A 20,478-nucleotide genomic window follows, 5' to 3' on the forward strand; every position below is an offset into this window, starting at 1 on the left:
GCCGCCCAGGTCGCGAGACCGGCGCCCGCAGGGAGCTCACCTCGGCCGGAGCTCGACAAGGACGAGCAGGTACTCCGGCGGGTTGTTCGGCGTCAGCTTGGCGTACGGGTTCCGCAGGGTGGGGAACCCCGTGAACCGCTTCGTGCTGTACTCGCCCCAGGACGGGTTGATGAAGAGCGGTATCACCGGCGCGGTCTGCACGAAGATCATCTGCAGCGCGTCCAGGATGCGCTTCTGCTCGGCGGGATCCGTCGCCGACTCGAACGCGTGGAACAGCGTGTCGGCCTCCTTCGCGCCGAAGCGGTGCCAGTTGCGCGCGGACATCTCGCCGACAGGCTTCACGAGCTCCGCGCTCATGAGATCGCGGTAGAAGTTGTATGGTGTGGGCTCCACCGTGGTCCAGCCCATCGACATATCGAACGTGCCCTTCTGCAGCGCCTCGTGGAACGCGCTGAAGTCGTACGTCCGCATCGACGCGTCGATGCCCACGCTCTGCAGGTTCTGCGTGACGATCTGGACCGCGCGGACCCAGTCCGACCAGCCGCTCACCACGTTGATCTCGAAGCGCAGCGGCTTGCCGTTCCTCGTCCGGATCCCGTCCGCGGCCCTCGGGTAGCCCGCCTCGTCGAGGATCTGATTCGCCCTCTGCACGTCGAGCCTCACCCAGTCGCCCGCCTCCACCGCCTTCTGGTTGCGGAAGCGCTCGTAGGAGTCGTCCAGCCCCGTCGCGTCCGCGGCGTGCGTGTAGTTGTCGGCCGCGATCCTGACGATCTGCTCCCTGTCGATCGCCATGCTGATCGCCTTGCGCACGCGCACGTCGTCGAACGGCTTCCTCGTGGAGTTCGGGTACAGCGTGGCCGTGCCGCCGACGAGCGGGAACCAGTAATGATGGTTCGCAGGATCCTTCTCGACGAAGACCCGCTCGATGTCGGGCACGAAGGCGCCCGCCCAGTCGATCTCGCCGTTGATGAGCGCCAGCATGACCTGATCGTTGCCCGGGTACGCCGGGAAGCGTAGCCCCTCGACCGCCGGCTTGCCCTCTTGCCAGTACTTCGGGTTCTTGCCGAGCTCGTACACCTGGTTCTGGAACGTCTTCACCTCGGTGAACGGCCCCGTGGCCACGGGGTTCTCGTTCGCGTACGTCACCGGGTCGGCGACGTCCTTCCACTTGTGCTCCGGCACGATCGGCTGATGGCCGATGTAGCTGAGGCCCGGGACATAGGGCCGCTTCAGCGTGAACTCGACGACGTTCTCGCTCTCGGCCGTGACGCCGCCGAGGAACTTCCATATCCCCGAGAGATCGAGCGCCGGGTGCTTCCTGAGGAGCGCGAACGTGAACGACACGTCCCTCGCCGTGAACGGATGCCCGTCCGACCACTTGACCCCGGATCGGATCGTGAACGTGAGCTTCTTGTTGCCCTCGCTCCACGCGTGCTTCGTCGCGAGCCACGGCGTGTACTCGTTCCTCATCGTGTTGTAGATGAGGAGCGGCTCGTAGATGCCGGCGACGGTCGGGAATCGCGAGTTTCCCTCCGGGAGCAGGGGATTGAAATTGCGCACCCAGGTGGCCTGCTGCTCCCTGGCGATCGTGACCATCGCGGGGCCGTTCGGGGGCTTCTCCGCCGGCAGGGGCGCCGGTGTGGACGCCTGCGCCCCCCGGTCCGGGGCGACCTGGGTGGCCTCCGCCTTCTCCTTGGACGAGCAGCCCGCCGCGCCGCCGGCGGACAGCACCAGCGCCGACAGGAGGAAAGCGCGACGTGGAATGGATCGATTCATCCCAGGCATAAGGTTCTCCACACGCGCGATTCCGACTCCCCTGCGATGATCCATTGCAATGGAAACACGTCCGACCCGGCCTCCGCCGGGGCGTCACCGCAAGGCGCCCGCCCCAAGGTGCCTCGGTCGAGGGCTCCATCCCCGATTTCACACTCTATCGGTGGATGTGCGAGCATGTCAACTTACCCGATTTCTGGACCTCCTCGCGCCGTACAGCGAAACTGGCGGCGGCCCCGGATCGGACCGGGCGCCGGAGGCTCGGTCGCTTCGAGCCCCTCCAAGGAGCGGACCGTGACCACCCCTCTATCACGACGCCTCGTCGAGCTGAGCCACACCGTCGAGCACGGCATGACGACGTACAGGGGTGTGCCGGCTCCCGTGATCTGCGATTTCCTCTCGCGCGAGCAGTCGCGCGCTGTGTACGCGGAAGGTGTCGAATTCCACATCGGCCGCATCGACATGGTCGCCAACACGGGGACGTACCTGGACAGCCCGTTCCATCGCTATGCGGACGGAAAGGATCTCGCAGACCTGCGGCTCGAGTCGCTCGCCGATCTGGAGAGCGTTGTCGTCGAGGCGCGGGACCGGTCCGCGCGGGCGATCGACGCGGACGCGTTCGACGGGCTCGACCTCGCCGGGAAGGCCGTCCTCGTGCGCACCGGCTGGAGCGCGCACTGGCGCACGGATCGCTATTTCGAGGGCCACCCGTTCCTCACGCGGGACGCGGCGCGGCTCCTGGCCGGCGCGGGGGTCGCGTTCGTGGGCGTCGATACCTACAACATCGACGATACCGCCGACCCCACGCGGCCGGTCCACTCGATCTTGCTCGGCGCGGACATCCCGATCTGCGAGCACATGACCTCCCTCGACCAGCTCCCCGCCGCCGGAGCCCGCCTCTTCGCCGTCCCGGTGAAGGTCCGCGCCTTCGGTACATTCCCGGTCCGGGCGTTCGCGATGCTGTGAATCGGGCGGTTCGTGCGAACCGCGGGGTCGCCCGATTGGGGGACGGCGGGATCGCCGCATCCCCGCATCGCCGCGAGCGGCTCATTCCCCGTCCAGCGGGAAGAGCTGCAGGTTCACGGCGACCACGCGCTCGGGTGGCCATGACTCGGCGATCACCGCGCGCATGTTCTGGTAATAGCTCACGTGGAGCTCTGACAGCTTCGCGAGGTCGGCCTCGGAGACCGTGAAGACGTTGAACGAGAAGCGCCCCTCCGCCTTGCGCGAGAGCCGCTCCAGCCCGACGCCGGCCCAGAAGCACTTGAGCCGGTGCTCGGCGTCCGGGTCGGCGCGCGTGTCCACGGTCCGGATCGGCGCGACGCTCCACCGCCCGCGGCTCTTGCGGATCTGGCCGGCCTCGGCGAGCCGCTCCAGGCAGCGCGCCTCGTCCTCGACGGGGAACCCGAGCCGCCGCGCGATCCACCCCGGCTCGTGCCGCGGCAGCGCCCGGTACGACGGCATCTCCAGGGCGAGCAGGATGGCCGGCAGCAGCGGCTCCTCGTAGACGGCGCGGCGCTGCGCCTCCAGCGTGCGCCACGCCGCGCTCGCCGCGGGGAGCGCCGTCGGGTCCGCGAACAGCGCAACGAAGTCGAGAAGGCGCAGCGAGCACGCCTCGATCATCCTCAGGAAGTCCGGCAGCCGCGGCTCGGCCTCGCCCGAGAGCCAGCGCGCGACAGCGTACCGGCTCCTGCCTGCGCGCCGCGCCACGTCGACGATGGGCGACATCCCGCGCATCTCGCTCAGGAGCGCCGCGACGCCCTCGGCCGACGCCGGGTCGGTGTGCGCGAGCCACGCCGGCAGCGACGGGAAGAAGCGCCCGACCGCCCCGGCGACGTCGACGCCGGCGCGCCGCGCCGCCGCGAGGAACGTGGCCGCGGTGGGCCATCGCCGGCCGGACTCCCACGTGTAGACGACGTTGGTGCGGAAGCCGAGCCGCCGGCTGAAGGCGCGCTGCGAGCGCCGGCCGCGGAGGGCGCGGATCAGCTCCTGCGCGAGGGATTCGTGATCCATGTCTCGCAGGTTCGCACATCCACAGGCCTTGTTGCGGTATGGAATGTGCGAAGCTGCCCTGGCGCCGCTCGAGGGGCGAACGCAAGGTAGGCCGCAGGAGGTCTTGATCATGAGCGAGCGGGGTTGGCTTTCTTGGGCGGTCGCGGCGGTGATGAGCGCCGGGCTCTTCGGGTGCGGCGGGGGCAGCCCCCAGAGCGGCCAGATCGGCGGAGTTCAGGCGGGCGAGGGGGCGTGCCACGAGGAGGCGGAGGCCATCGCCGCCGACGCGGAGACCGCGCTGGGCTTCTCGGCGCAGGACGTGGTGACCTCGCTGTCCGGCGAGCGCTCCGCCCCGCTCACGTGGGCGAAGGGAGGCAGCACCACCGCGACGCTGTCGCTGGGCGAGATCGTCTCCGCGCGCTTCGTCCGGTCCACGACGCCGCCGAGCAGCGGATCGGGCGGCGCCGAGCTGGCGCTCGCCGTGGACTGCGCCGATCACCTGCAGATCGAGGTCCCGCTGGCCTTCTCGACGGAGGACGGCGCGTTCGACGAGACGTTCACGGTCACGCTCAGGGCGCTGCAGGCCGACTCGGCGAGCTTCACCCACCGGATCGATCTCGACGCGCTTCAGGGGACGTACGAGGTCACCGAGGTGGATCCCGCGGAGTTCAGGAAGGTGATCGTCTACCTGAACGGTACGCTGAGCAGCAGCGCTGTCGACGGCGTGATCAGCGGGGTCGCCGAGACGCACCCCACCAGCAGCGGACCGGATGGATCGGTGTCCGCGCGGATGTTCAGCGTGGCGGATTTCTGAGTCGAGGCGCCGCCGCTGGCGAACCAGGCCGGAGCGGCAGTACCCTCCTACTCATTCGTCTGCCGTTTCGTTTCGTTTCGTTTCGTTTCGTTTCATCTCGTCTGCCCGCTCCCGTCTGCCTTCTCCCGTCTCCCGACTCCCGTCCCCGTGCGCGTCTGTCGTGCGCGTGCGCGTGCGCGTTCCCGATCCATCCCGTCTTCCGTCATCGTGAGCCGTGGAGCAGCACGACCGAGGACGGGCACGCGCACGCGCACGAAGAGGGCAGACGGGAGAGGGCGGACGGGAGAGGGCGGACGGGAGAGGGCAGACGGGGAGGGGGCAGACGGGGAGGGGGCAGACGGGGAGGGGGAGGGGAGGGCGTGGTGGCGAATGCCATCACCGCGAGTGCTCCGTCATCCTCTTGAGAGATGCACCCATCGAGCAAAGCCCCCTCATGGTAGGTTGTGCTCATGCTCCGGCTTCACCTCCCGCCCGGCGTCGCGCGGTTCTCCCGCAGTGGCCTGGAGCCACCCCGACTTCCTGATCGTCAAGCCGCCGCGCTGCGGCCACATGGCGGCCATGTGCAGCGGCTTTCTGGGCAATGGCACCGTCATGCGCGCCTACCCTCTCCACGAGCGCTGGGGCGAGGGCGATATCCTGGTGCGCATCGGCGAGGCGCGCGCCTCCCTGCGCGTTGTGACGCCGCGGGAGCGGTGAGGGGAGCGCCGTCTGTCCTCCGGCGCTCTACTCCATCCCGTCCGCGATGAAGACCTCCGGGTTCAGCACGAGCTTCCCGTTGACGATCTTCCCGGTCCTCGTGAACAGGCTCGTCGTCCCGTCGCCGTCGAGATCCCCCTCCGCGGAGACCTCGAAGCCGTCCTTGCCCGGATCGGGCCCGCCGCGCGCCGGACCCTTGTAGCCCGATCCGGCGCGATAGTCGTACTGGTAGTAGGCCCGCATCGTCAGGTTGAACTGCAGGCACCGCCACCCCGAGGTGTCGTCGCCCTGGTTGAAGTCCTGTCCGGGGCTCGAGGACGGCGTGTAGCGGGTCCCCCGCGGCACGGCGGCGGGGACCGGGGCGGCCGACTTGCAGAGGTGGCGCGACGACGGCGGCACGCTCTTCTGCGAGCTCGCCGCGCGCTCGAACGCCCCCACCGCGCTGCGGGCGATCACCCCGATCGTGTTCTTCGCCTCCGCCGTCTTCGCGGAGGCGAGGTAACGCCGGACGCCGTAGACGGCGAGCGCGGCGCTCGTGCCGAGGATCTCGACGCCGCCCTGGCCGCCGAGCGCGAGCTCGAGCCCGCGGTCGCTCGGCGCGAGCGTCACGGAGAGCAGCGTCGGCGAGGCGCCGAGGACCCCGAAGCTCGCCGCCGCGGCCCCTTCGAGCAGGCCCGCGAAGGTCTGACGATCGATGTACATCTCCAGGTGCGAGGGCGCCTTCGCGCGCGCCCGCGCCTCCGCGAACGACGGGCTCGCGGCCAGCGATTCCTTCTCCTTTCCGAAGCGCGCGGCGACCTGAGCGAGGAACTTCCGGTCGCCCGCGCCGATCAGCACGAAGCCTTGCCTCGACTCGGCCCTCAGCTCGTTGTGGTCGTCGAGATCGTCCGCCACCCATCCCGGCCTGGTCCGGACCTTCTTCGAGGTCCGCTTCATGTGCGCGGCGACCGCGTCGAACACCTTCTTCTGCGCCGCCGCATCCGCGGCCGCGATCGCGATCAGCACGGCGTTGTGCCGGAGCGCGTCGTCGCGCCCGCCGTCCGCGAAGGCGAGCTTGTGCTTGGGATCGCGGTACATCCCGATCGCGGCCTCGCCGCCGAGCGCCCTGTCCACGTCGCCGAGCTCGAGCCCGACCTCGGCGAGGGCGCCCGCGGCGGCGGCCGCGACGGGCCCGCCGGCGAGCCCGTTGAAGGCGCCGAGGACGTCGCTCACTGTCTTTCCGGGCGATCGCTGGAAGGAGAGCCCGAGCGCCGCCAGGGCACCCGAGGGCAGCTTCGCCATGGCTCCGTGGTCCGTCGCCGCGAGCACGGTGCCGAGGCGGGGATACTCCGGTCCGAGGGCCGCGAGCTCCACGCGGAGGCCGGGCGTGTCCTGGCTCATCGGCAGCGCCATGAAGAGCCGTGAGCCGGGCTCGGGTGCGGTGGCGTCGCCGCTGCTCATGCGGTGGAGGTCGAGCGCGAGCCACGGATCCTTGGCGCGCTCGGCCTGGAAGAGCGCGGAGCTCCTGAACGACGCCTCGCGCTGCCTCGCGACGCGCAAGGCCCTCGCCAGCGGCTCTGGCCGGGCGCAGAGGAGGGCGACCTGCGCCTCCGCGAGCCACGCGCCGTGCGCGAACACCCTGTCCTTGTCGTCCCGGAGCGCGAACGCGCCGCCCTCGCCGGTCTCCCGCGGCAGCCCGTTCAGCAGGCGCTCGACCGGCGCTCTGTCGCTGAATCGCGCCGCCGCGCAGCCGTGCCCGAGCAGCGCCCCCACGGCGCCGCCATGGGACGCCTCGCCGCCGACGAACACCATGGCGCCGTCGAGCGACGCCACGACGGCGCGGGCGAGGTCCGGGCTCACGCCGGGCTGGCGCGCCAGGATCGCCGCGAGCTCCTCGACGAGCGCCTCCTGGACCGCCGGCGCGCCCGCGAGGAGCGCGCCCGCCTGCGGGAGGCTCGCGACGAGCACCGCGTCGCTCGGGACGACGTCGACGAGCGACTCCACGCTCCGCGGCATCGCGGGGGCTGTCGGCGGCGCAGTCGCCGCGGTCCCCGCGGGCGCGGCCGACTGCGACGGCGGCGTCGCCGCGGTGGTACCTCCGCAGGACGCGAGCGCGACCAGCCCGGCCGCGGTGAGGACTCTGGGTAAGGACAGGCGCCTCGACATGGATGCTCTCCTCATGCGCGGGCGTCCTGGTACACCCGACGAGCCCTCGCGTCTCCGTCAAAGCACGGCTCCACGGGGCTCCGCGTGCCCCGGTGTACGCGCGCTCCTCCTGCCCGCCGCCGGAGACCCGGGGCTGCCGAGAAAGAGGCGCTGTCGAGCGTCAGCGGCGCAGCTCCTCGCGGATCTCCATCAAGATCTTTCCCAGCATGTTCACCCCGCTCCCGTCGCCGCCGTCGGCCCAGTAGGCGTCGTTCGTTGTGTGCTCGACAAGCTCGGCGTCCCCGGTGTCGAGCAGGGCGCGCTTGAGCTCCTCGTGCTGGGTGAACTTTGCCCGCACCACCTCGCGCATGATGTCGTCCTTCACCTGCTCCCAGTCGGGGCGCAGCGGGCGGCTCCGCTGTCGACCCATGCGGGCCGCCTCACCGGGGCCGGGGGCGTTGCGGATCTCCTCCTCGTGGTGGGTGTCGGGGAACTTCTGGGCCTGGAAGTAGTGCTCGCTCGTGGGCCACACCTTGCCTTTCAGCGTGACCGGATGGCGCGAGAAGTTGGAGAAGAAGCCGTAGGCGTCGCCGGCCCGATAGAAGTGGATGACGGTCATGGACCGATTCTACCCCACGCGCTGGCGCGACGGCGCTGTGCCGGCGACCCGACCTGGGTCAGGTCGGCCTCGACGCACAGGGAATCGAAGGCACCTCGACAGCGCGCGAGGACCGGGAACGGCGCGAGGAGGGCGGTTGGACCGCCCCTCCAGGACCGATCTCGGTGGTCTGGGGCGGTTGCTCCGCCCCTCCACGCCCTCGCGCGGCCCGGGCTCCCGCGTCAGACAGCGGTCGCCAGCACGGTGACGGGCCTGGTCGGGAAGACGTGCTGGCGACGGCCATCGAAGCGCACGCCGACGACGTTGCCCGGCGATAGCTTCCGGAGCGCCTCCTCGCCGACGAAGAGGGTCTCCTGGTCGACGAAGGCCGGACTGCCGTCGTCGGGGACGACCTCGAAGACGACAACGACGAAGAAGCCCTTTTGCTTCACGAACTCCCGCACCACCGAGCAACGGAGGACACGCCCGCGGCCGAGGGAGCCGAACGACGCTACCAGGGTGGAGGCAAGGTGCCGCAGGAACCGTACGAGCTGCAGCATCGCGAAGAGGCCCCCCGCCGCGACGAGGATCAGGTACGCCGGCGACTCGACGGCCTGGGTCGCGGCCCAGGCGGCGAGCCCGGCGCCCCCGAAGACGAAGACCGCGTAGAGGAAGAAGCCGAAGCCGTTGATCGGCAGGTGACGGACGAGCGTCCAGTAGGCCGAGAGGAACACGTTCGCCACGGCTTGCTCGGCCTCGTCTCTGGACACCGACGCTGCCCGCGCGTAGTGGTCGACGGCCTCGTCGCGCTTGCCGTCGACGAGCAGCTGCTTGACGCGCTCGATGTCGTCCTTCGAGGCGGTCTGAGCCCTGATCTGCGCGACGGGAGCGCCGGTGGCGGGCCGCTCGACGAAGAGGTTCGTGTTGCAGAAGATGCAGATGACGTGGCGCTGCCCCGGCGCGACGGAGAGCGGCGCCCCGCAGTTGGGGCAAGAGGTCATCGAGAGGAGGAGGCTCATGGGGAGGTGAGCGTACCTCGGACGTCGCCTGCGCTGGAGCGCATCGCGCGCGCCGACGATCTCGTTGCGGCGCCTTCCGCGCGCGCCGACGAGCTCGCCCAGGCGCCGACCGCGCACACGAGACCCTCCTCGCGCACCGCTCGACCCCGAAACCTGCCAAGATGCGCCGCCATGGGATCCCGATCACACGTGCTGCACGCGGTCCTCTGGGCGACGGTCTTCACCGCGTCGCTCGCCGCGATGATCGGGGTCATGCTCGCCTTCCGCCGCCGCATGATCGACGACGGCGCGGCGGCGGTGCAGCAGTTCGCCGAAGACATCCTGCCGCTGGTCCTCGCGACCGGGAAGAACATCGCAGGGCCGCCGACGCGACCGCTGCCGCGGATCGAGCTCGAGATCGACGGCGGCGAGGTGTTCGCGATCGGCGTGCACGAGAGGACTGTATGAAGCGGCGGCCGGAACGCCATTGGGCGCGCGCGCAGCGGACCACGATCGTCCACGGCGTGCTGTGCATGCTGCTGATCCTGATCGCCCTGCAGCTCTGGCTGCTCACGGCGACGATGAACGCCTTCCTCGGGGGAGATGACGGGGTGGTCTGGCCGGCGCTCGGCGCCAGCGCCGCGTGCCTCGCGCTCAACCCGGGGCTCCTCCGCTATCTCGGGTGTCTATGACGGCGTCGCCTGGCGGCCTCGCCGGGATGCACCCGGCGTACTTCGCGCTCGTCATGGCGACCGGCATCGTGTCGCTGGCGTGCCACGTCGTCGGGCTCGGCGCCGTGGCGAAGGCGCTCTTCGGGCTCAACCTGCTGTTCTACCCGGCCCTCTGGGCGCTCGCGATCGCGCGCCTCGTCCTCCACCGGGACCGGGTCCTCGCGGACATCCTCGATCACGGCCGCTCGGTCGGCTTCTTCACGGCCGTGGCGGCGACCTGCGTGCTCGGCACCCAGTGCCTGCTGGTCGGGGACGCTTACCGTGCGGCGTTCGTCCTGTGGGTCGTCGGGATCGCCCTCTGGGGCGTCCTTACCTACGCCGTCTTCACCATCCTCTTCGTCAAGCTCGAGAAGCCGGCGCTCGCTCAGGGCATCAACGGCGGCTGGCTGATCGCTGTGGTCGCCGCGCAGTCGGTCAGCGTGCTCGGTACGCAGCTCGCGGCGCGGCTCGGCGACGCCGCGCCGCCCGTCCTGCTCTTCTGCCTCGCCATGTGGCTCGGCGGCGGGATGCTCTATCTCTGGATCATCGGGCTCATCTTCTACCGTTATGCGTTCTTCACGATGAGCCCGTCGGATCTGGCGCCGCCCTACTGGATCAACATGGGAGCGGCCGCGATCTCGGCGCTCGCCGGGGCGACGCTGATCGCGGCGGCGCCGCACTCGCCGGTGCTCGAACAGCTCCTGTCGTTCCTCCGCGGCATGACCTTGTTCTGGTGGGCCGCCGCGACCTGGTGGATCCCGATGCTGGTGATCCTCGGCGTCTGGCGTCACGTCTACAGCCGCTTCCCGCTGCGGTACGATCCGCTGTACTGGGGTGCGGTGTTCCCCCTCGGCATGTACACGGTGTGCACGGCGCGCCTCTCCACCGCCGTCGACGCGCCGTACCTCGTCGAGATCTCGCGCCGCTTCGTGTACGTGGCGCTCGGCGCGTGGCTCACGACAGCGGTCGGGATGGCGATGCACCTCGTCCGTTCGGCGCGGCGATCCTAGCGCGCCGAATGGGTTGAAAGTTTCCTGGATTCAACGGGTTGCGAAGCCCGACAGCTCCGCCGGGAAGCAAGCGGCCGTGAGCCCGTCGCCGGGCCATTTCGGTTGACGCCGCCGTTGTGAACGTTCACAATTGCCCTCGAACGCCCCTTTCGCTTTGACCAGGACAGGCCGTCGTGCGCGCAGGGCGCTTGTCTTCGGGATCGATCCTGGCACGGCTCCGCTCGCCTCGTCATCGCGGACAGAAGGTGCGTGACTCACTGTCCCGCGCGCCCATCGGCGCATTCACCACGTGCGAAACCGAGGAGCGAGATGGCACGTTCAGGAAGCAGCTCGAGAGCACGATTCCTGGTGGCGCTCTCATGGATTTCCGGGTGCAGCGACCCGGGGACGGCGACCGGCGGAGACGCAGGACCCGATGCCGAGGCCCCCGCGTGCTCCGAGGGCACCTGGGATCACGACGGCGACAGGGCGACGAGCTGCGTCGCGTGGACAGGCTGCACCGCAGGCACCTTCGTGAGCGCCGAGGGCTCGCCTGCGGCGGACCGGCGGTGCACGGCGTGCCCGGAGGACACCTTCAGCGACACGATGAACGCGCCGAGCTGCAGGATGCAAACGCCCTGCGCGCCCGGGACGAGCCGGACCGCGCCGGGGACGAGCGCCGCGCCCGCGCCGTGTGACGCCTGCTCGCCGGGCACGTACTGCGCAGGTGGGACCGCCGCGCCTGTCGATTGCGCGGACGGCGCCTGGGACGACGACGCCGATCCCGCAACGACATGCGTCGCGTGGACCGACTGCGTGCCAGGGGAGCGCGTCGGCACGGAGGGGAGCAGCACCGCGGACCGCAGCTGCATCAAGTGCACGAACGGCGAGCACACGGCCTCGGTGAACGCAAGCAGCTGCTCCCCGGGTGCCTGGGTGCTGAGCTACTTCGGGCCGCACCAGGACGTGCCGAGCGACTCGCTGCATCTCGCCTACAGCACCGACGGGCTTCGCTGGTCGACCCTCGCCAATGGACAGCCTGCGTACCAGCTCTCCGGGATGGGGACGAATCACATCCGAGATCCGTTCCTGTTCCGCAAGAACGATGGAACGTACGTCTATATCGCCACGGACTGGACGCTCTCGGTAAACGACTCGAACTACTGGAACCATCCGAGCTCTAAGATCTTCGTGGCGGACTCGACCGACCTCATCACCTTCACGAACCCCCGGCTGATCACGCTCACGAACCTCCCGGGCCCCGGGGCCACCCCGATGCACGCCTGGGCCCCGGAGGCTTACTACGACCCCGATCGTAAGCTCTATGCGATCATCTGGTCCGGAAACGACACGACGGGCGCGAACCGCATCTACGTCAGCTACACCGAGGACTTCGCCACCATCGTCAACCCGACACCCGACGTGCTCTTCGATCCGGGCTACAGCGTCATCGACGCGACGATCACGCAATGGAATGACCGCAACTACCTCTTCTTCAAGGACGAGACGGACAGCAGCGGGAGCGCGCTCACCGGATCGGGCAAGGACATCCAGATCGCGCGCTCCCCGACGCTCGCGCTCGATCCGGCGACGTTCACGCGATGGAGTCCAGACTACATCACGCGCGGGTCGGCCCAGAGCAGGAGACGAGCGACGGAGGGGCCCTTCGTCATCAAGGATCCGCGGCAGAATCGATGGTACATGTTCGCCGACTATTACCTGAACGGCGGTGTGTTCGGGTGCTGGAGCACGACGGATCTCGACTCGGATCCGGGCTCCTGGACGGAGCTCCCGAGCGCGGAGTACCGCTTTCCGTCCGACGTGCGCCACGCGAACGCGGTCCGGGTCACGCAGGCGGAGCTCGACGCGCTCATCGCCCACTACTGAGCATCCTGCCGGAGCCGCGGCACCTGCCGCCCCCGGGCCCGCCGACACGAGCGATCCGGATCTCGTGTCCTTCGAGGCCGTCACACTCGACGCTCCATCGATAACCGATCTATGCGTCGAAGGGGCCGCATGTAGACCAGGCCTCGTCTTGACATTTCTCATGGATGGTTGGAGTCTCCCCTTATCATGAGCGCACCGAAATCTCCCCGCCCAGAGCGCACTTCCCTCGCTGCGCCACGCGTCGCGCTCGCGGCGGCAGCTCGCGCCTTCGCCGCATTGCTCGTGGTGGTCGGGTGCTCGGATGAGCCCTCGGCCGATGCCCCGGACGCGTCGACCAACTCATTGCGGATCGTGACGGCGGGCGCAGCGCTCAGCACCTCGGAGCCCGGCGGGCGGGCGACCGTGCGCGTGGCGCTCGACGCCGCGCCGAGCGAGCCTGTCATGGTGCCTGTCTCGAGCTCGGATGCGACCGAAGGCTCGGTCTCACCGGCGACAATCTCCTTCACGGCGGAGGACTGGCGCGTCCCTCGAGAGATCACGGTCACGGGCGTGGACGACGCGGAGCGCGACGGGGATCAGATCTTCCGCGTCCGCTTCGGGCCCTCGGTCTCTGCAGACCCAGCATGCGACGGCCTCGTCGCGGAGTCCGCTGACATCACGAACACGGACGACGACGGTCCACGGACGGCAGCGATCGTCGTCAGCGAGCCGTCGGGGATCCTCGCCGAGCGCGGCGCGCCCGTGACGTTCACCGTGCGCCTCGCGTCGCAGCCGAGCGCGCCCGTGACGATCGCGCTCAGCGTCAGCGACACGACCGAGGCGACGCTGAGCCACGCGGAGCTGACGTTCACGGAGGCGAACTGGAGCGCGGCGCAGACAGTGACCTTGAGCAGCGTCGATGACTGGCAGACCGACGGAGCGCAGCCCGTACGCGTCGTCTTCGGCTCACCGGCCAGCGAGGACGCCGCGTATGCGGCCCTCGCCGCCCCCGCTGTCCTCGAGCTCTCCAACCTCGACGACGACGTCGGAGGGGGGTACCAACTTCGCACGACGCACACGGAGGGCGCCCCGTTCTACGTCGCGCACTCCTACTATCACGCGATGATCACCAACCTGGACGACAGGGCGAACAACCAGGTCCCTGCCGACTTCCAGTGGAAGGTGGTGCCCGGCCTCGCGAACCCGGATGATCCGACGCTAGTGTCGTTCGCGTCTGTGAGCTTCGGCGATCGCTACCTGCACGTCGACAGCGCGAGCTCGACCCGGTACCCGATGCAGAATGAGACGTCCAACCGGGCCGGCGGGCTCTGGCAGACGCCACCCGAAGAGAGGAGTCACCTTCTGTGGATCGACGTGTTCACGGATACCACCACGTTCCGGAGGGACGCCACGTTCCGGATCGTGCCCGCGCTGAACGGCGATCCGACGATGGTCTCGCTGCAGTGGTACTCAGACGAGACACGTTATCTCCGGCACCTGAACTACCAGATCCACGCGCACGTGCTCGACGGCACGGCGGCCACGAGCTCGGGGGCGTCGTTCGCGCTCGAGCCGCTCGGCTATCTGGTCTCGCAGCGCGCTGATCCCCACATCAAGCGGCATACGGACGGTTACTACTACTTCACCGCGAGCGTGCCGACGTACGATCGCATCGAGATCAGGCGCGCGACGACGATCCGAGGCCTGGCCAGCGCGACCCCGAAGGTCGTCTGGACGAAGCACGCGACAGGCCCGATGGCGGCGCACATCTGGGCGCCAGAGCTGCATTTCATCGACGGCAAGTGGTACATCTACTTCGCCGCCGGGAGCTCGACCGACATCTGGGCCATTCGCATGTACGCGCTCGAGAGCTCATCGGCCAACCCGATGGATGGCGGGTGGACGGAGCGAGGGCAGATCGTGACGGACTCGGACACCTTCGCGCTCGACGCGACGACGTTCGAGCACGGCGGCAAGCGCTATCTCGTGTGGGCGCAGGAGGACCCCGGCGTCGCGGGCGACAACAGCAGCCTGTTCATCGCGGCCATGGTGAACCCGTGGACGCTGGCCAGCCCCAACGTGCGGATCGCCAGACCCGAGCACGCCTGGGAGACGGCGGGGTTCGCTGTCAACGAAGGTGCTGCCGTGCTCGAGCGGAACGGGCGGGTCTTCGTCAGCTACTCGGCGAGCGCGACCGACGCCCGCTACTGCCTCGGCCTGCTCACGGCGAGCGCGACGGACGACCTGCTGAGCGCCAGCTCGTGGACGAAGAGCGAGGAGCCAGTGTTCGTCAGCGCGAACGGGCTGTATGGCCCGGGCCACAACTCGTTCACGACATCGGCGGATGGATCGATGGACGTGCTCGTGTACCACGCGCGGAACTACGAGAAGATCACGGGGGACCCGCTCTACGACCCGAACCGTCACACGCGCGTCCAGCGGCTCGAATGGAATGCAGACGGAACGCCGAACTTCGGCGTACCGCTCCTGAACGGCGCGAATACGATCGGCGATTGACGCTTCGGGCCGCCACCGCATCCCCGGGGGCGACGGCGCGGCTCGGGGTGCTGGCGAGCGAGGCGACCACGCCCGCCCGGGGCGACGGATCGGTCACGGCGAGCTCCTCGGGCCCGGGGCTTAGCCTCACCGGGCCCACCGTACGGCCCGCTGCACGCGCTGGTTCACCTAGAGAACCTTACATGACCGTCTCGGTCGGCAGGATCGCACCGGCCCAGGACGGACGCGCGCGCGGCCGCGGCGCGGGCCATGGTCAGCTTGTCCACAGCGGGATCCAGCCCCGTAGAATCAACCGTTCGCTGGCCACCAGACGTCACGGCGCCCCGCTGCACGGCGCCGTTGCGCTCCAAGAGCCCCCTCGGTACCCTCGGGGGGAAGAATGACGTCCACCGCGCCGCAGGGCTGCTGCGAGAGGGGCCATGTCCACCGTTCGGCTCCCCCTCGGACCAGAGCCCTGCCTCCCGCCGCCGCTCGCTCCGGCCCGATGAACAAACGGCGCGGCGCCACGTCCCCCCTCCACGGCATGCTGCACACGGCGGCGTACGCCGACATGCGGATCAAGCACCACGCCAGGGCCGAACGCCGTGGCTTCGCCGACCGATGAAAGGAGTTTCGACAACATGAAGAGGTTCCTGGCTCTTTCTGCCGCCCTGGGTTGCTCCCTCGCCACGTCGCTCGCGCTCGCGGCCCCTCTCCCTGTGATCGGCCAGTGGCGGACGATCGATGAGCAGGGGGTCGAGCAGTCGGTGGTGGAGATCTACGAGAAGGGCGGGAAGATCTTCGGCAAGATCGTGAGCCTGAAGCAGCCGCTCGACGAGAAGGGGAAACCGAAGGTCTGCAGCGCCTGCGAGGGTGCCGACAAGAACAAGCCCCTTGTGGGGCTCGTCATCATCAAGAACATGGTCCGCGATGACGACGAGTACGAAGACGGTACGATCCTCGATCCGAACAACGGCAAGACCTATAGCTGCGAGCTCGAGGCGATCGAGGGCGGGAAGAAGCTGAAGGTGCGCGGCTTCTTGGGCATCTCCCTCCTCGGCAGGACCCAGACCTGGCTGAAGAAGTAAAATCTTCTCCTGCACCGGTCGTGGTGCCCCCTGGCTGAACGTGGGGTCATCTGAACCGCCAGGAGCGCCAAGAAAAATATACAGCTCCTGGCTTCCTGGGGCGAGCGTCGCTCCGCCGTGACGTCGCGAGGTCGGCATCCCACGGCGCTCCAGCGGCGTCGCGACCCCTTGACGTGGACTGAGCTTCGGCTTCTCCTGATTCTCTATGCTCAGCCTGAGAGTCTCTCTGGAGCGATGGGCGTGCTTCGTGGTGGGCATGCTGGCGATGATGACCGCGGGGTGCGAGAGGAGCGGAGCTCCCGGCGACCCCGCGCCTGTCGGGGCCGTCGCCTCGGCGCTCATGGGCGACGAGCCCGACCTCGTGATCGCGAGCGTGAGCGGGCCGCCGAGCGCCGTGCCGGGCGGTCATTTCACGACATCCCTCACCGTGTGCAACCAGGGCAATTCGGTGAGCTCCGGCACAAACGTCGAGGTGAGCCTGTCGGCGGACGGCATCATCACACCGTCGGATCCTGTCACCGGCTACGCCTCGCTGGGGAACCTCTACCCCGGCGAATGCGTGGAGCTCGGCGTCCAGACCCTCGCGGACGTGCCCGACGGCGCGTACACGCTCGGCGCCGTCGTGGACTCGTTCGGTGATGTGATCGAGCTCTCGGAGGCCAACAACGCGGCTTCGGGCGGCGAGATCGGCATTGCCTACGGCCCGGATCTCATCGTCTCTGCCGTGAGCGGCCCGCCGAGCGCCTCGCCCGGCGGCAGCCTCGACGTGGAGGTCACTGTGTGCAACCAGGGCACGACGGCGAGCCAGACCCCGACCGTGGAGGTGCTGCTCTCGCTGGACGCCGCGATCGAGCCGTCCGATCAGCTCGTCGGCGGCGCCCCGCTTCCATGGCTGGATCCTGGCCAGTGCGACGCGGTGACCGTGCCTGTCAGCGCCAGCGTCCCCGAAGGCGTCTATTTTCTCGGCGCGGTCGCGCGCGAGGACGGGTGGAACGACGAGCTCATCACGTCCAACAACGCCCGGGCGGGCGGGCCGCTCGGCGTCGGCCACCGAGCGGATCTCGTCGTCTTCGCAGTGAGCGGGCCGAAGAGCCTCGTGCCCGGCGCCGGCGTCTTCGACGCCTCGTTCACCGTCTGCAACCAGGGCACGGTGCCAAGCTACGGCGCCGATCTCGACCTCCTGCTCTCGTCCGATGGCGCGATCACGTCCGCCGATCTCCCGATCGGCGGCAGCCATGTGCCCTCCTTGAGCCCGGGACAGTGCTTCTCTGCGACCATCGCCGCGAACGCCTACGTACCGAGCGGCGCGTACACGCTGGGCGCGATCGTGGATCCTTTCGACGGGGTCCTCGAGCTCGTCGAGACGAACAACGCCCTGGCAGGCGGCTTGATCGGCGTCGGCGACCAGCCGGACCTCATCGTGTCCTCGGTGAGCGCGCCGCCGAGCGCGACGCCTGGCGGCACGTTTGACGCGTCGATCACCGTCTGCAACCAGGGCACGCAGCCGAGCAACGGCGCCCACGTGGAGCTGCGCCTCTCCTCGGACGCGATCATCGCGGCGACAGACGTCGCCGCCGGTGGCGGTCCGGTGCCGCCCCTGGAGCCGGGGCAGTGCGCCACAATGACGTTCCCGGCGAGCGCCTACGTGCCGGAGAGAGCCTATCACCTGGGCGCGATCGCGGACGCGAGCGACGCGATCTCCGAGCTCATCGAGGACAACAACACAGCGACCGGCGCCTTGATCGGCGTCGGCCACCGGCCGGACCTCGTCGTCTCCCGCGTGAGCGCTCCGGCGAGCGCCGCGCCAGGCGGCGGCTTCGATGCCACGGTCACCGTCTGCAACCAGGGGACGGCGCCGAGCTACAGCGCCCCCCTGGAGCTGCGCTTGTCTCGCGACGCGTTGATCACGTGGAACGACGCGCCCGCCGGCGGCGCCCCGGCGCCGCCCCTGGATCCCGGCCAGTGCGCCTCCCTGACCATCCCGGCGAGCGCGTACGTACCCGACGGCGCCTACCACCTCGGCGCGATCGTCGATCTGTACGACTGGCAAGAAGAGCTGGTCGAGGCCAACAACGCCGCAGCGGGCGCGCTCCTCGGCGTCGGGCATCGGCCGGACCTCATCGTCTCCGCCGTGAGCGGGCCGCCGAACCTCGTGCCCGGCGGAGCATTCAGCGCCTCCGTCACCGTCTGCAACCAGGGCACCACCTCGAGCCCCGGCGGCGGCGTCGACGTGTTCCTCTCGGCCGATACGGCGATCACGCCGTTCGACGCGCCCGCCGGGAGCGGCCCCGTGCCCGGCCTGAGCCCTGGACAGTGCGCCTCCGTCGCCGTGCCCGCGAACGCCTACGTGCCCGACGGCGCCTATCACCTCGGTGCGATCGTGGACCAGGGCGGCTCGCTCACCGAGCTCATCGAGACAAACAACGCCGCGGCGGGCAGCGTCCTCGGCGTCGGCAACCAGCCGGATCTGATCGTCTCTGCCGTGAGCGGGCCGCCGAGCCGCTTCCCCGGCGGCGGCTTCGAGGCGTCGGTCACCGTCTGCAACCAGGGCACGCAGCCGAGCCACGGCAGCGACGTGGAGATGCGTCTCTCCGCAGACGCGACCGTCACGGCGGCCGACTTCCCCGCCGGCGGCGGTCCGGTGCCCTCCCTGGATCCGGGCCAGTGCGCCACCGTGACCATCCCGGCGAGCGCGTACGTACCCGACGGCGCCTACCACCTCGGCGCGATCGTCGACCCGCACGGCTGGGCTCACGAGCTCATCGAGACCAACAACGCCGGAGCAGGCTCGCTGATCGGAATCGGCTACTGGCCCGACCTGATTGTCTCGATGGTCAGCGGCCCGCCCAGCGTCCTGCCCGGCGGCAGCTTCGACGCCGAGGTCACCGTCTGCAACCAGGGCACGACCCCGGGCTCCAGCATGGTGGAGCTGCGCCTGTCCGCCGACGCCACGATCACGACGAGCGGCGCGCTCGCGGGCAGCGCCCAGGCGCCGAGCCTGGAGCCCGGCCAGTGCACGGCGATGACGATCCACGCGAGCGCCCACGCACCCGACGGCGCTTACCACCTCGGTGCGATCCTCGATCCGTACGGATGGCAGCAGGAGCTGATCGAGACCAACAACGCGACGGCAGGCGGCCTGATCGGCGTTGGCAGCCGCCCGGACCTCATCGTCTCCGCCGTGAGCGGACCGCCCAGCGTCCTGCCCGGCGGCGGCTTCGACGCCGAGGTCACCGTCTGCAATCAGGGGACGACCCCGGGCCACGGCATCCACGTCGATCTGCTCCTGTCGAGCGACGATGCGATCGCGCCTTCGGATATCCACGCCGGGAGCGGCCATGTGCCCGGCCTGGACCCCGGGCAATGCACCTCCATCGCCGTCCCCGGCAACGCCCATGTGCCCGACGGCGCCTACCACCTCGGCGCGATCGTGGACGCGGGCGGCTCGCTCGCCGAGCTCATCGAGACCAACAATGCCGCGGCCGGCAGCTCGATCGCCGCCGGCACCCAGCCGGATCTGATCGTCTCCGCCGTGCGCGGGCCGCCGAGCGTCTTCCCCGGCGGCAGCTTCGACGCCGAGGTCACCGTCTGCAACCAGGGCACGCAGCCGATCTACGGCGCCCATGTGGAGCTGCGCCTCTCCGCGGACGCGACGGTCACGACGGGCGACACCCTCGCCGGCGGCGGTCCGGTGCCCTCCCTGGATCCGGGCCAATGCGCGGCGGTGACCATCCCGGCGAGCGCTTACGTGCCCGACGGCGCCTACCACCTGGGCGCGATCGTCGACCCGCACGCCTGGATCGCTGAGCTCATCGAGACCAACAACGCCACCGCCGGCGACCTTGTCGCCATCGGCCACGGCCCCGATCTCGTCGTCTCGGCGGTGAGCGGCCCGCCGAGCCTCCCGCCGGGCAGCCACTTCGACGCCGCGATCACCGTCTGCAATCAGGGGACGGCCCCGAGCTACGCCCTCGGCGTGGAGGTCCGGCTGTCCGCCGACGCGACGATCACGACGTCCGACGTCCTCGCCGGAGTCGCATGGCTGCCTGGCCTCGATGTCGGCCAGTGCGAGGGCCTCGTCGTCCCTGCCGACGTCTATGCTCTCGCGGGCACCTACACGCTCGGCGCCATCGTGGACGCCCACGGCGGAGTCCCCGAGCTCCTCGAGAGCAACAACGCCACGGCCGGCGGCGAGCTCCTCGTCGTCTACTGATCCGCTGGCGGCGCCGCGCACAGCGGGTGCATCGCTGTGTGGCGTGAGCAAAGCCTGCGCGGGGCGATGCTCCGCTGCGCGCCTGTCGGGGCGCCAGGGGACGCCGCCCTGCGCCTGCGCG

The 20,478-nt window shown here is 69.8% G+C and carries 16 protein-coding genes; 10 read left to right on the forward strand and 6 right to left on the reverse strand.

The window, feature by feature from the left end:
- Positions 1–36: 36 nt before the first annotated feature.
- Positions 37–1,776: an ABC transporter substrate-binding protein gene (locus tag WMF42_RS16585; RefSeq protein ID WP_437693027.1), complete on the reverse strand. Its 1,740-nt coding sequence runs from the start codon at positions 1,774–1,776 to the stop codon at positions 37–39.
- 291 nt (positions 1,777–2,067) lie between these two features.
- On the opposite strand from WMF42_RS16585, the gene WMF42_RS16590 reads away from it, so the two are divergent.
- Complete coding sequence (locus tag WMF42_RS16590) at positions 2,068–2,739, forward strand: cyclase family protein (RefSeq protein WP_437693029.1); 672 nt, start codon at positions 2,068–2,070, stop codon at positions 2,737–2,739.
- Positions 2,740–2,820: 81 nt separating this feature from the next.
- On the opposite strand, the gene WMF42_RS16595 is transcribed toward WMF42_RS16590, so the two are convergent.
- A complete protein-coding gene (locus WMF42_RS16595; protein ID WP_437693030.1) occupies positions 2,821–3,786 on the reverse strand; it encodes a DUF4423 domain-containing protein in 966 nt (321 codons plus the stop codon).
- A gap of 109 nt (positions 3,787–3,895) precedes the next feature.
- Here WMF42_RS16595 and WMF42_RS16600 point away from each other — a divergent pair, with 109 nt between their 5' ends.
- Positions 3,896–4,579 carry a hypothetical protein gene (locus tag WMF42_RS16600; RefSeq protein WP_437693032.1) on the forward strand — a complete coding sequence of 228 codons (684 nt, stop codon included), beginning with the start codon at positions 3,896–3,898 and terminating at the stop codon, positions 4,577–4,579.
- Positions 4,580–5,074: 495 nt separating this feature from the next.
- A complete protein-coding gene (locus WMF42_RS16605) occupies positions 5,075–5,275 on the forward strand; it encodes a hypothetical protein (RefSeq protein WP_437693034.1) in 201 nt (66 codons plus the stop codon).
- A 27-nt stretch (positions 5,276–5,302) separates the two neighbouring features.
- On the opposite strand, the gene WMF42_RS16610 is transcribed toward WMF42_RS16605, so the two are convergent.
- The 3 genes from WMF42_RS16610 to WMF42_RS16620 form a co-directional block, all read right to left on the reverse strand.
- Entirely contained in the window at positions 5,303–7,420 is a 2,118-nt protein-coding gene (locus WMF42_RS16610) for a hypothetical protein (protein ID WP_437693035.1), read from the reverse strand.
- A 160-nt stretch (positions 7,421–7,580) separates the two neighbouring features.
- On the reverse strand, positions 7,581–8,018 hold the full coding sequence (locus WMF42_RS16615) for an NADAR family protein (RefSeq protein ID WP_434047762.1): 438 nt from the start codon (positions 8,016–8,018) through the stop codon (positions 7,581–7,583).
- Between the two features lie 221 nt (positions 8,019–8,239).
- Positions 8,240–9,016 (reverse strand): hypothetical protein, encoded by a 777-nt coding sequence (locus WMF42_RS16620; RefSeq protein WP_155799149.1) that lies wholly within the window; start codon positions 9,014–9,016, stop codon positions 8,240–8,242.
- 171 nt (positions 9,017–9,187) lie between these two features.
- Here WMF42_RS16620 and WMF42_RS16625 point away from each other — a divergent pair, with 171 nt between their 5' ends.
- From WMF42_RS16625 to WMF42_RS16635, 3 genes are read left to right on the forward strand one after another with little or no spacing between them, the layout of a single operon-like run.
- Positions 9,188–9,463 carry a hypothetical protein gene (locus tag WMF42_RS16625; RefSeq protein ID WP_155799148.1) on the forward strand — a complete coding sequence of 92 codons (276 nt, stop codon included), beginning with the start codon at positions 9,188–9,190 and terminating at the stop codon, positions 9,461–9,463.
- On the forward strand, positions 9,460–9,687 hold the full coding sequence (locus WMF42_RS16630) for a DUF6755 family protein (protein ID WP_061613518.1): 228 nt from the start codon (positions 9,460–9,462) through the stop codon (positions 9,685–9,687). Before WMF42_RS16625 ends, WMF42_RS16630 begins: the two co-directional genes overlap by 4 nt.
- Positions 9,684–10,715 (forward strand): tellurite resistance/C4-dicarboxylate transporter family protein, encoded by a 1,032-nt coding sequence (locus WMF42_RS16635; protein ID WP_437693038.1) that lies wholly within the window; start codon positions 9,684–9,686, stop codon positions 10,713–10,715. Before WMF42_RS16630 ends, WMF42_RS16635 begins: the two co-directional genes overlap by 4 nt.
- Before the next feature lie 452 nt (positions 10,716–11,167).
- Here the strand turns inward: WMF42_RS16635 and WMF42_RS16640 are convergent, their stop codons facing one another.
- Entirely contained in the window at positions 11,168–11,566 is a 399-nt protein-coding gene (locus WMF42_RS16640) for a hypothetical protein (RefSeq protein WP_437693040.1), read from the reverse strand.
- A 31-nt stretch (positions 11,567–11,597) separates the two neighbouring features.
- Between WMF42_RS16640 and WMF42_RS16645 the strand changes: the two genes are divergently transcribed.
- From WMF42_RS16645 to WMF42_RS16660, 4 genes are all read left to right on the forward strand, one after another.
- Positions 11,598–12,581, forward strand: a complete 984-nt coding sequence (locus WMF42_RS16645; RefSeq protein ID WP_437693042.1) for a glycoside hydrolase family 43 protein — start codon at positions 11,598–11,600, stop codon at positions 12,579–12,581.
- A 186-nt stretch (positions 12,582–12,767) separates the two neighbouring features.
- Positions 12,768–15,077 carry a family 43 glycosylhydrolase gene (locus WMF42_RS16650; RefSeq protein WP_437693043.1) on the forward strand — a complete coding sequence of 770 codons (2,310 nt, stop codon included), beginning with the start codon at positions 12,768–12,770 and terminating at the stop codon, positions 15,075–15,077.
- A 620-nt stretch (positions 15,078–15,697) separates the two neighbouring features.
- On the forward strand, positions 15,698–16,144 hold the full coding sequence (locus WMF42_RS16655) for a DUF2147 domain-containing protein (RefSeq protein WP_061607117.1): 447 nt from the start codon (positions 15,698–15,700) through the stop codon (positions 16,142–16,144).
- A 205-nt stretch (positions 16,145–16,349) separates the two neighbouring features.
- On the forward strand, positions 16,350–20,357 hold the full coding sequence (locus WMF42_RS16660; protein WP_437693045.1) for a CARDB domain-containing protein: 4,008 nt from the start codon (positions 16,350–16,352) through the stop codon (positions 20,355–20,357).
- Positions 20,358–20,478 lie beyond the last annotated feature (121 nt).

The sequence above is a fragment of the Sorangium sp. So ce176 genome (assembly GCF_051519835.1).
Taxonomy (GTDB): domain Bacteria; phylum Myxococcota_A; class Polyangia; order Polyangiales; family Polyangiaceae; genus Sorangium; species Sorangium cellulosum_G.

Bases quoted from the DNA above. Each gene is read 5' to 3' on its own strand.
- WMF42_RS16585 (WP_437693027.1), bottom strand. From the start codon at position 1,776: ATGAATCGATCCATTCCACGTCGCGCTTTCCTCCTGTCGGCGCTGGTG.
- WMF42_RS16595 (WP_437693030.1), bottom strand. From the start codon at position 3,786: ATGGATCACGAATCCCTCGCGCAGGAGCTGATCCGCGCCCTCCGCGGC.
- WMF42_RS16600 (WP_437693032.1), top strand. From the start codon at position 3,896: ATGAGCGAGCGGGGTTGGCTTTCTTGGGCGGTCGCGGCGGTGATGAGC.
- WMF42_RS16610 (WP_437693035.1), bottom strand. From the start codon at position 7,420: ATGTCGAGGCGCCTGTCCTTACCCAGAGTCCTCACCGCGGCCGGGCTG.
- WMF42_RS16615 (WP_434047762.1), bottom strand. From the start codon at position 8,018: ATGACCGTCATCCACTTCTATCGGGCCGGCGACGCCTACGGCTTCTTC.
- WMF42_RS16620 (WP_155799149.1), bottom strand. From the start codon at position 9,016: ATGAGCCTCCTCCTCTCGATGACCTCTTGCCCCAACTGCGGGGCGCCG.
- WMF42_RS16625 (WP_155799148.1), top strand. From the start codon at position 9,188: ATGGGATCCCGATCACACGTGCTGCACGCGGTCCTCTGGGCGACGGTC.
- WMF42_RS16630 (WP_061613518.1), top strand. From the start codon at position 9,460: ATGAAGCGGCGGCCGGAACGCCATTGGGCGCGCGCGCAGCGGACCACG.
- WMF42_RS16635 (WP_437693038.1), top strand. From the start codon at position 9,684: ATGACGGCGTCGCCTGGCGGCCTCGCCGGGATGCACCCGGCGTACTTC.
- WMF42_RS16640 (WP_437693040.1), bottom strand. From the start codon at position 11,566: ATGCAGCTGCGGTCCGCGGTGCTGCTCCCCTCCGTGCCGACGCGCTCC.
- WMF42_RS16650 (WP_437693043.1), top strand. From the start codon at position 12,768: ATGAGCGCACCGAAATCTCCCCGCCCAGAGCGCACTTCCCTCGCTGCG.
- WMF42_RS16655 (WP_061607117.1), top strand. From the start codon at position 15,698: ATGAAGAGGTTCCTGGCTCTTTCTGCCGCCCTGGGTTGCTCCCTCGCC.
- WMF42_RS16660 (WP_437693045.1), top strand. From the start codon at position 16,350: ATGCTCAGCCTGAGAGTCTCTCTGGAGCGATGGGCGTGCTTCGTGGTG.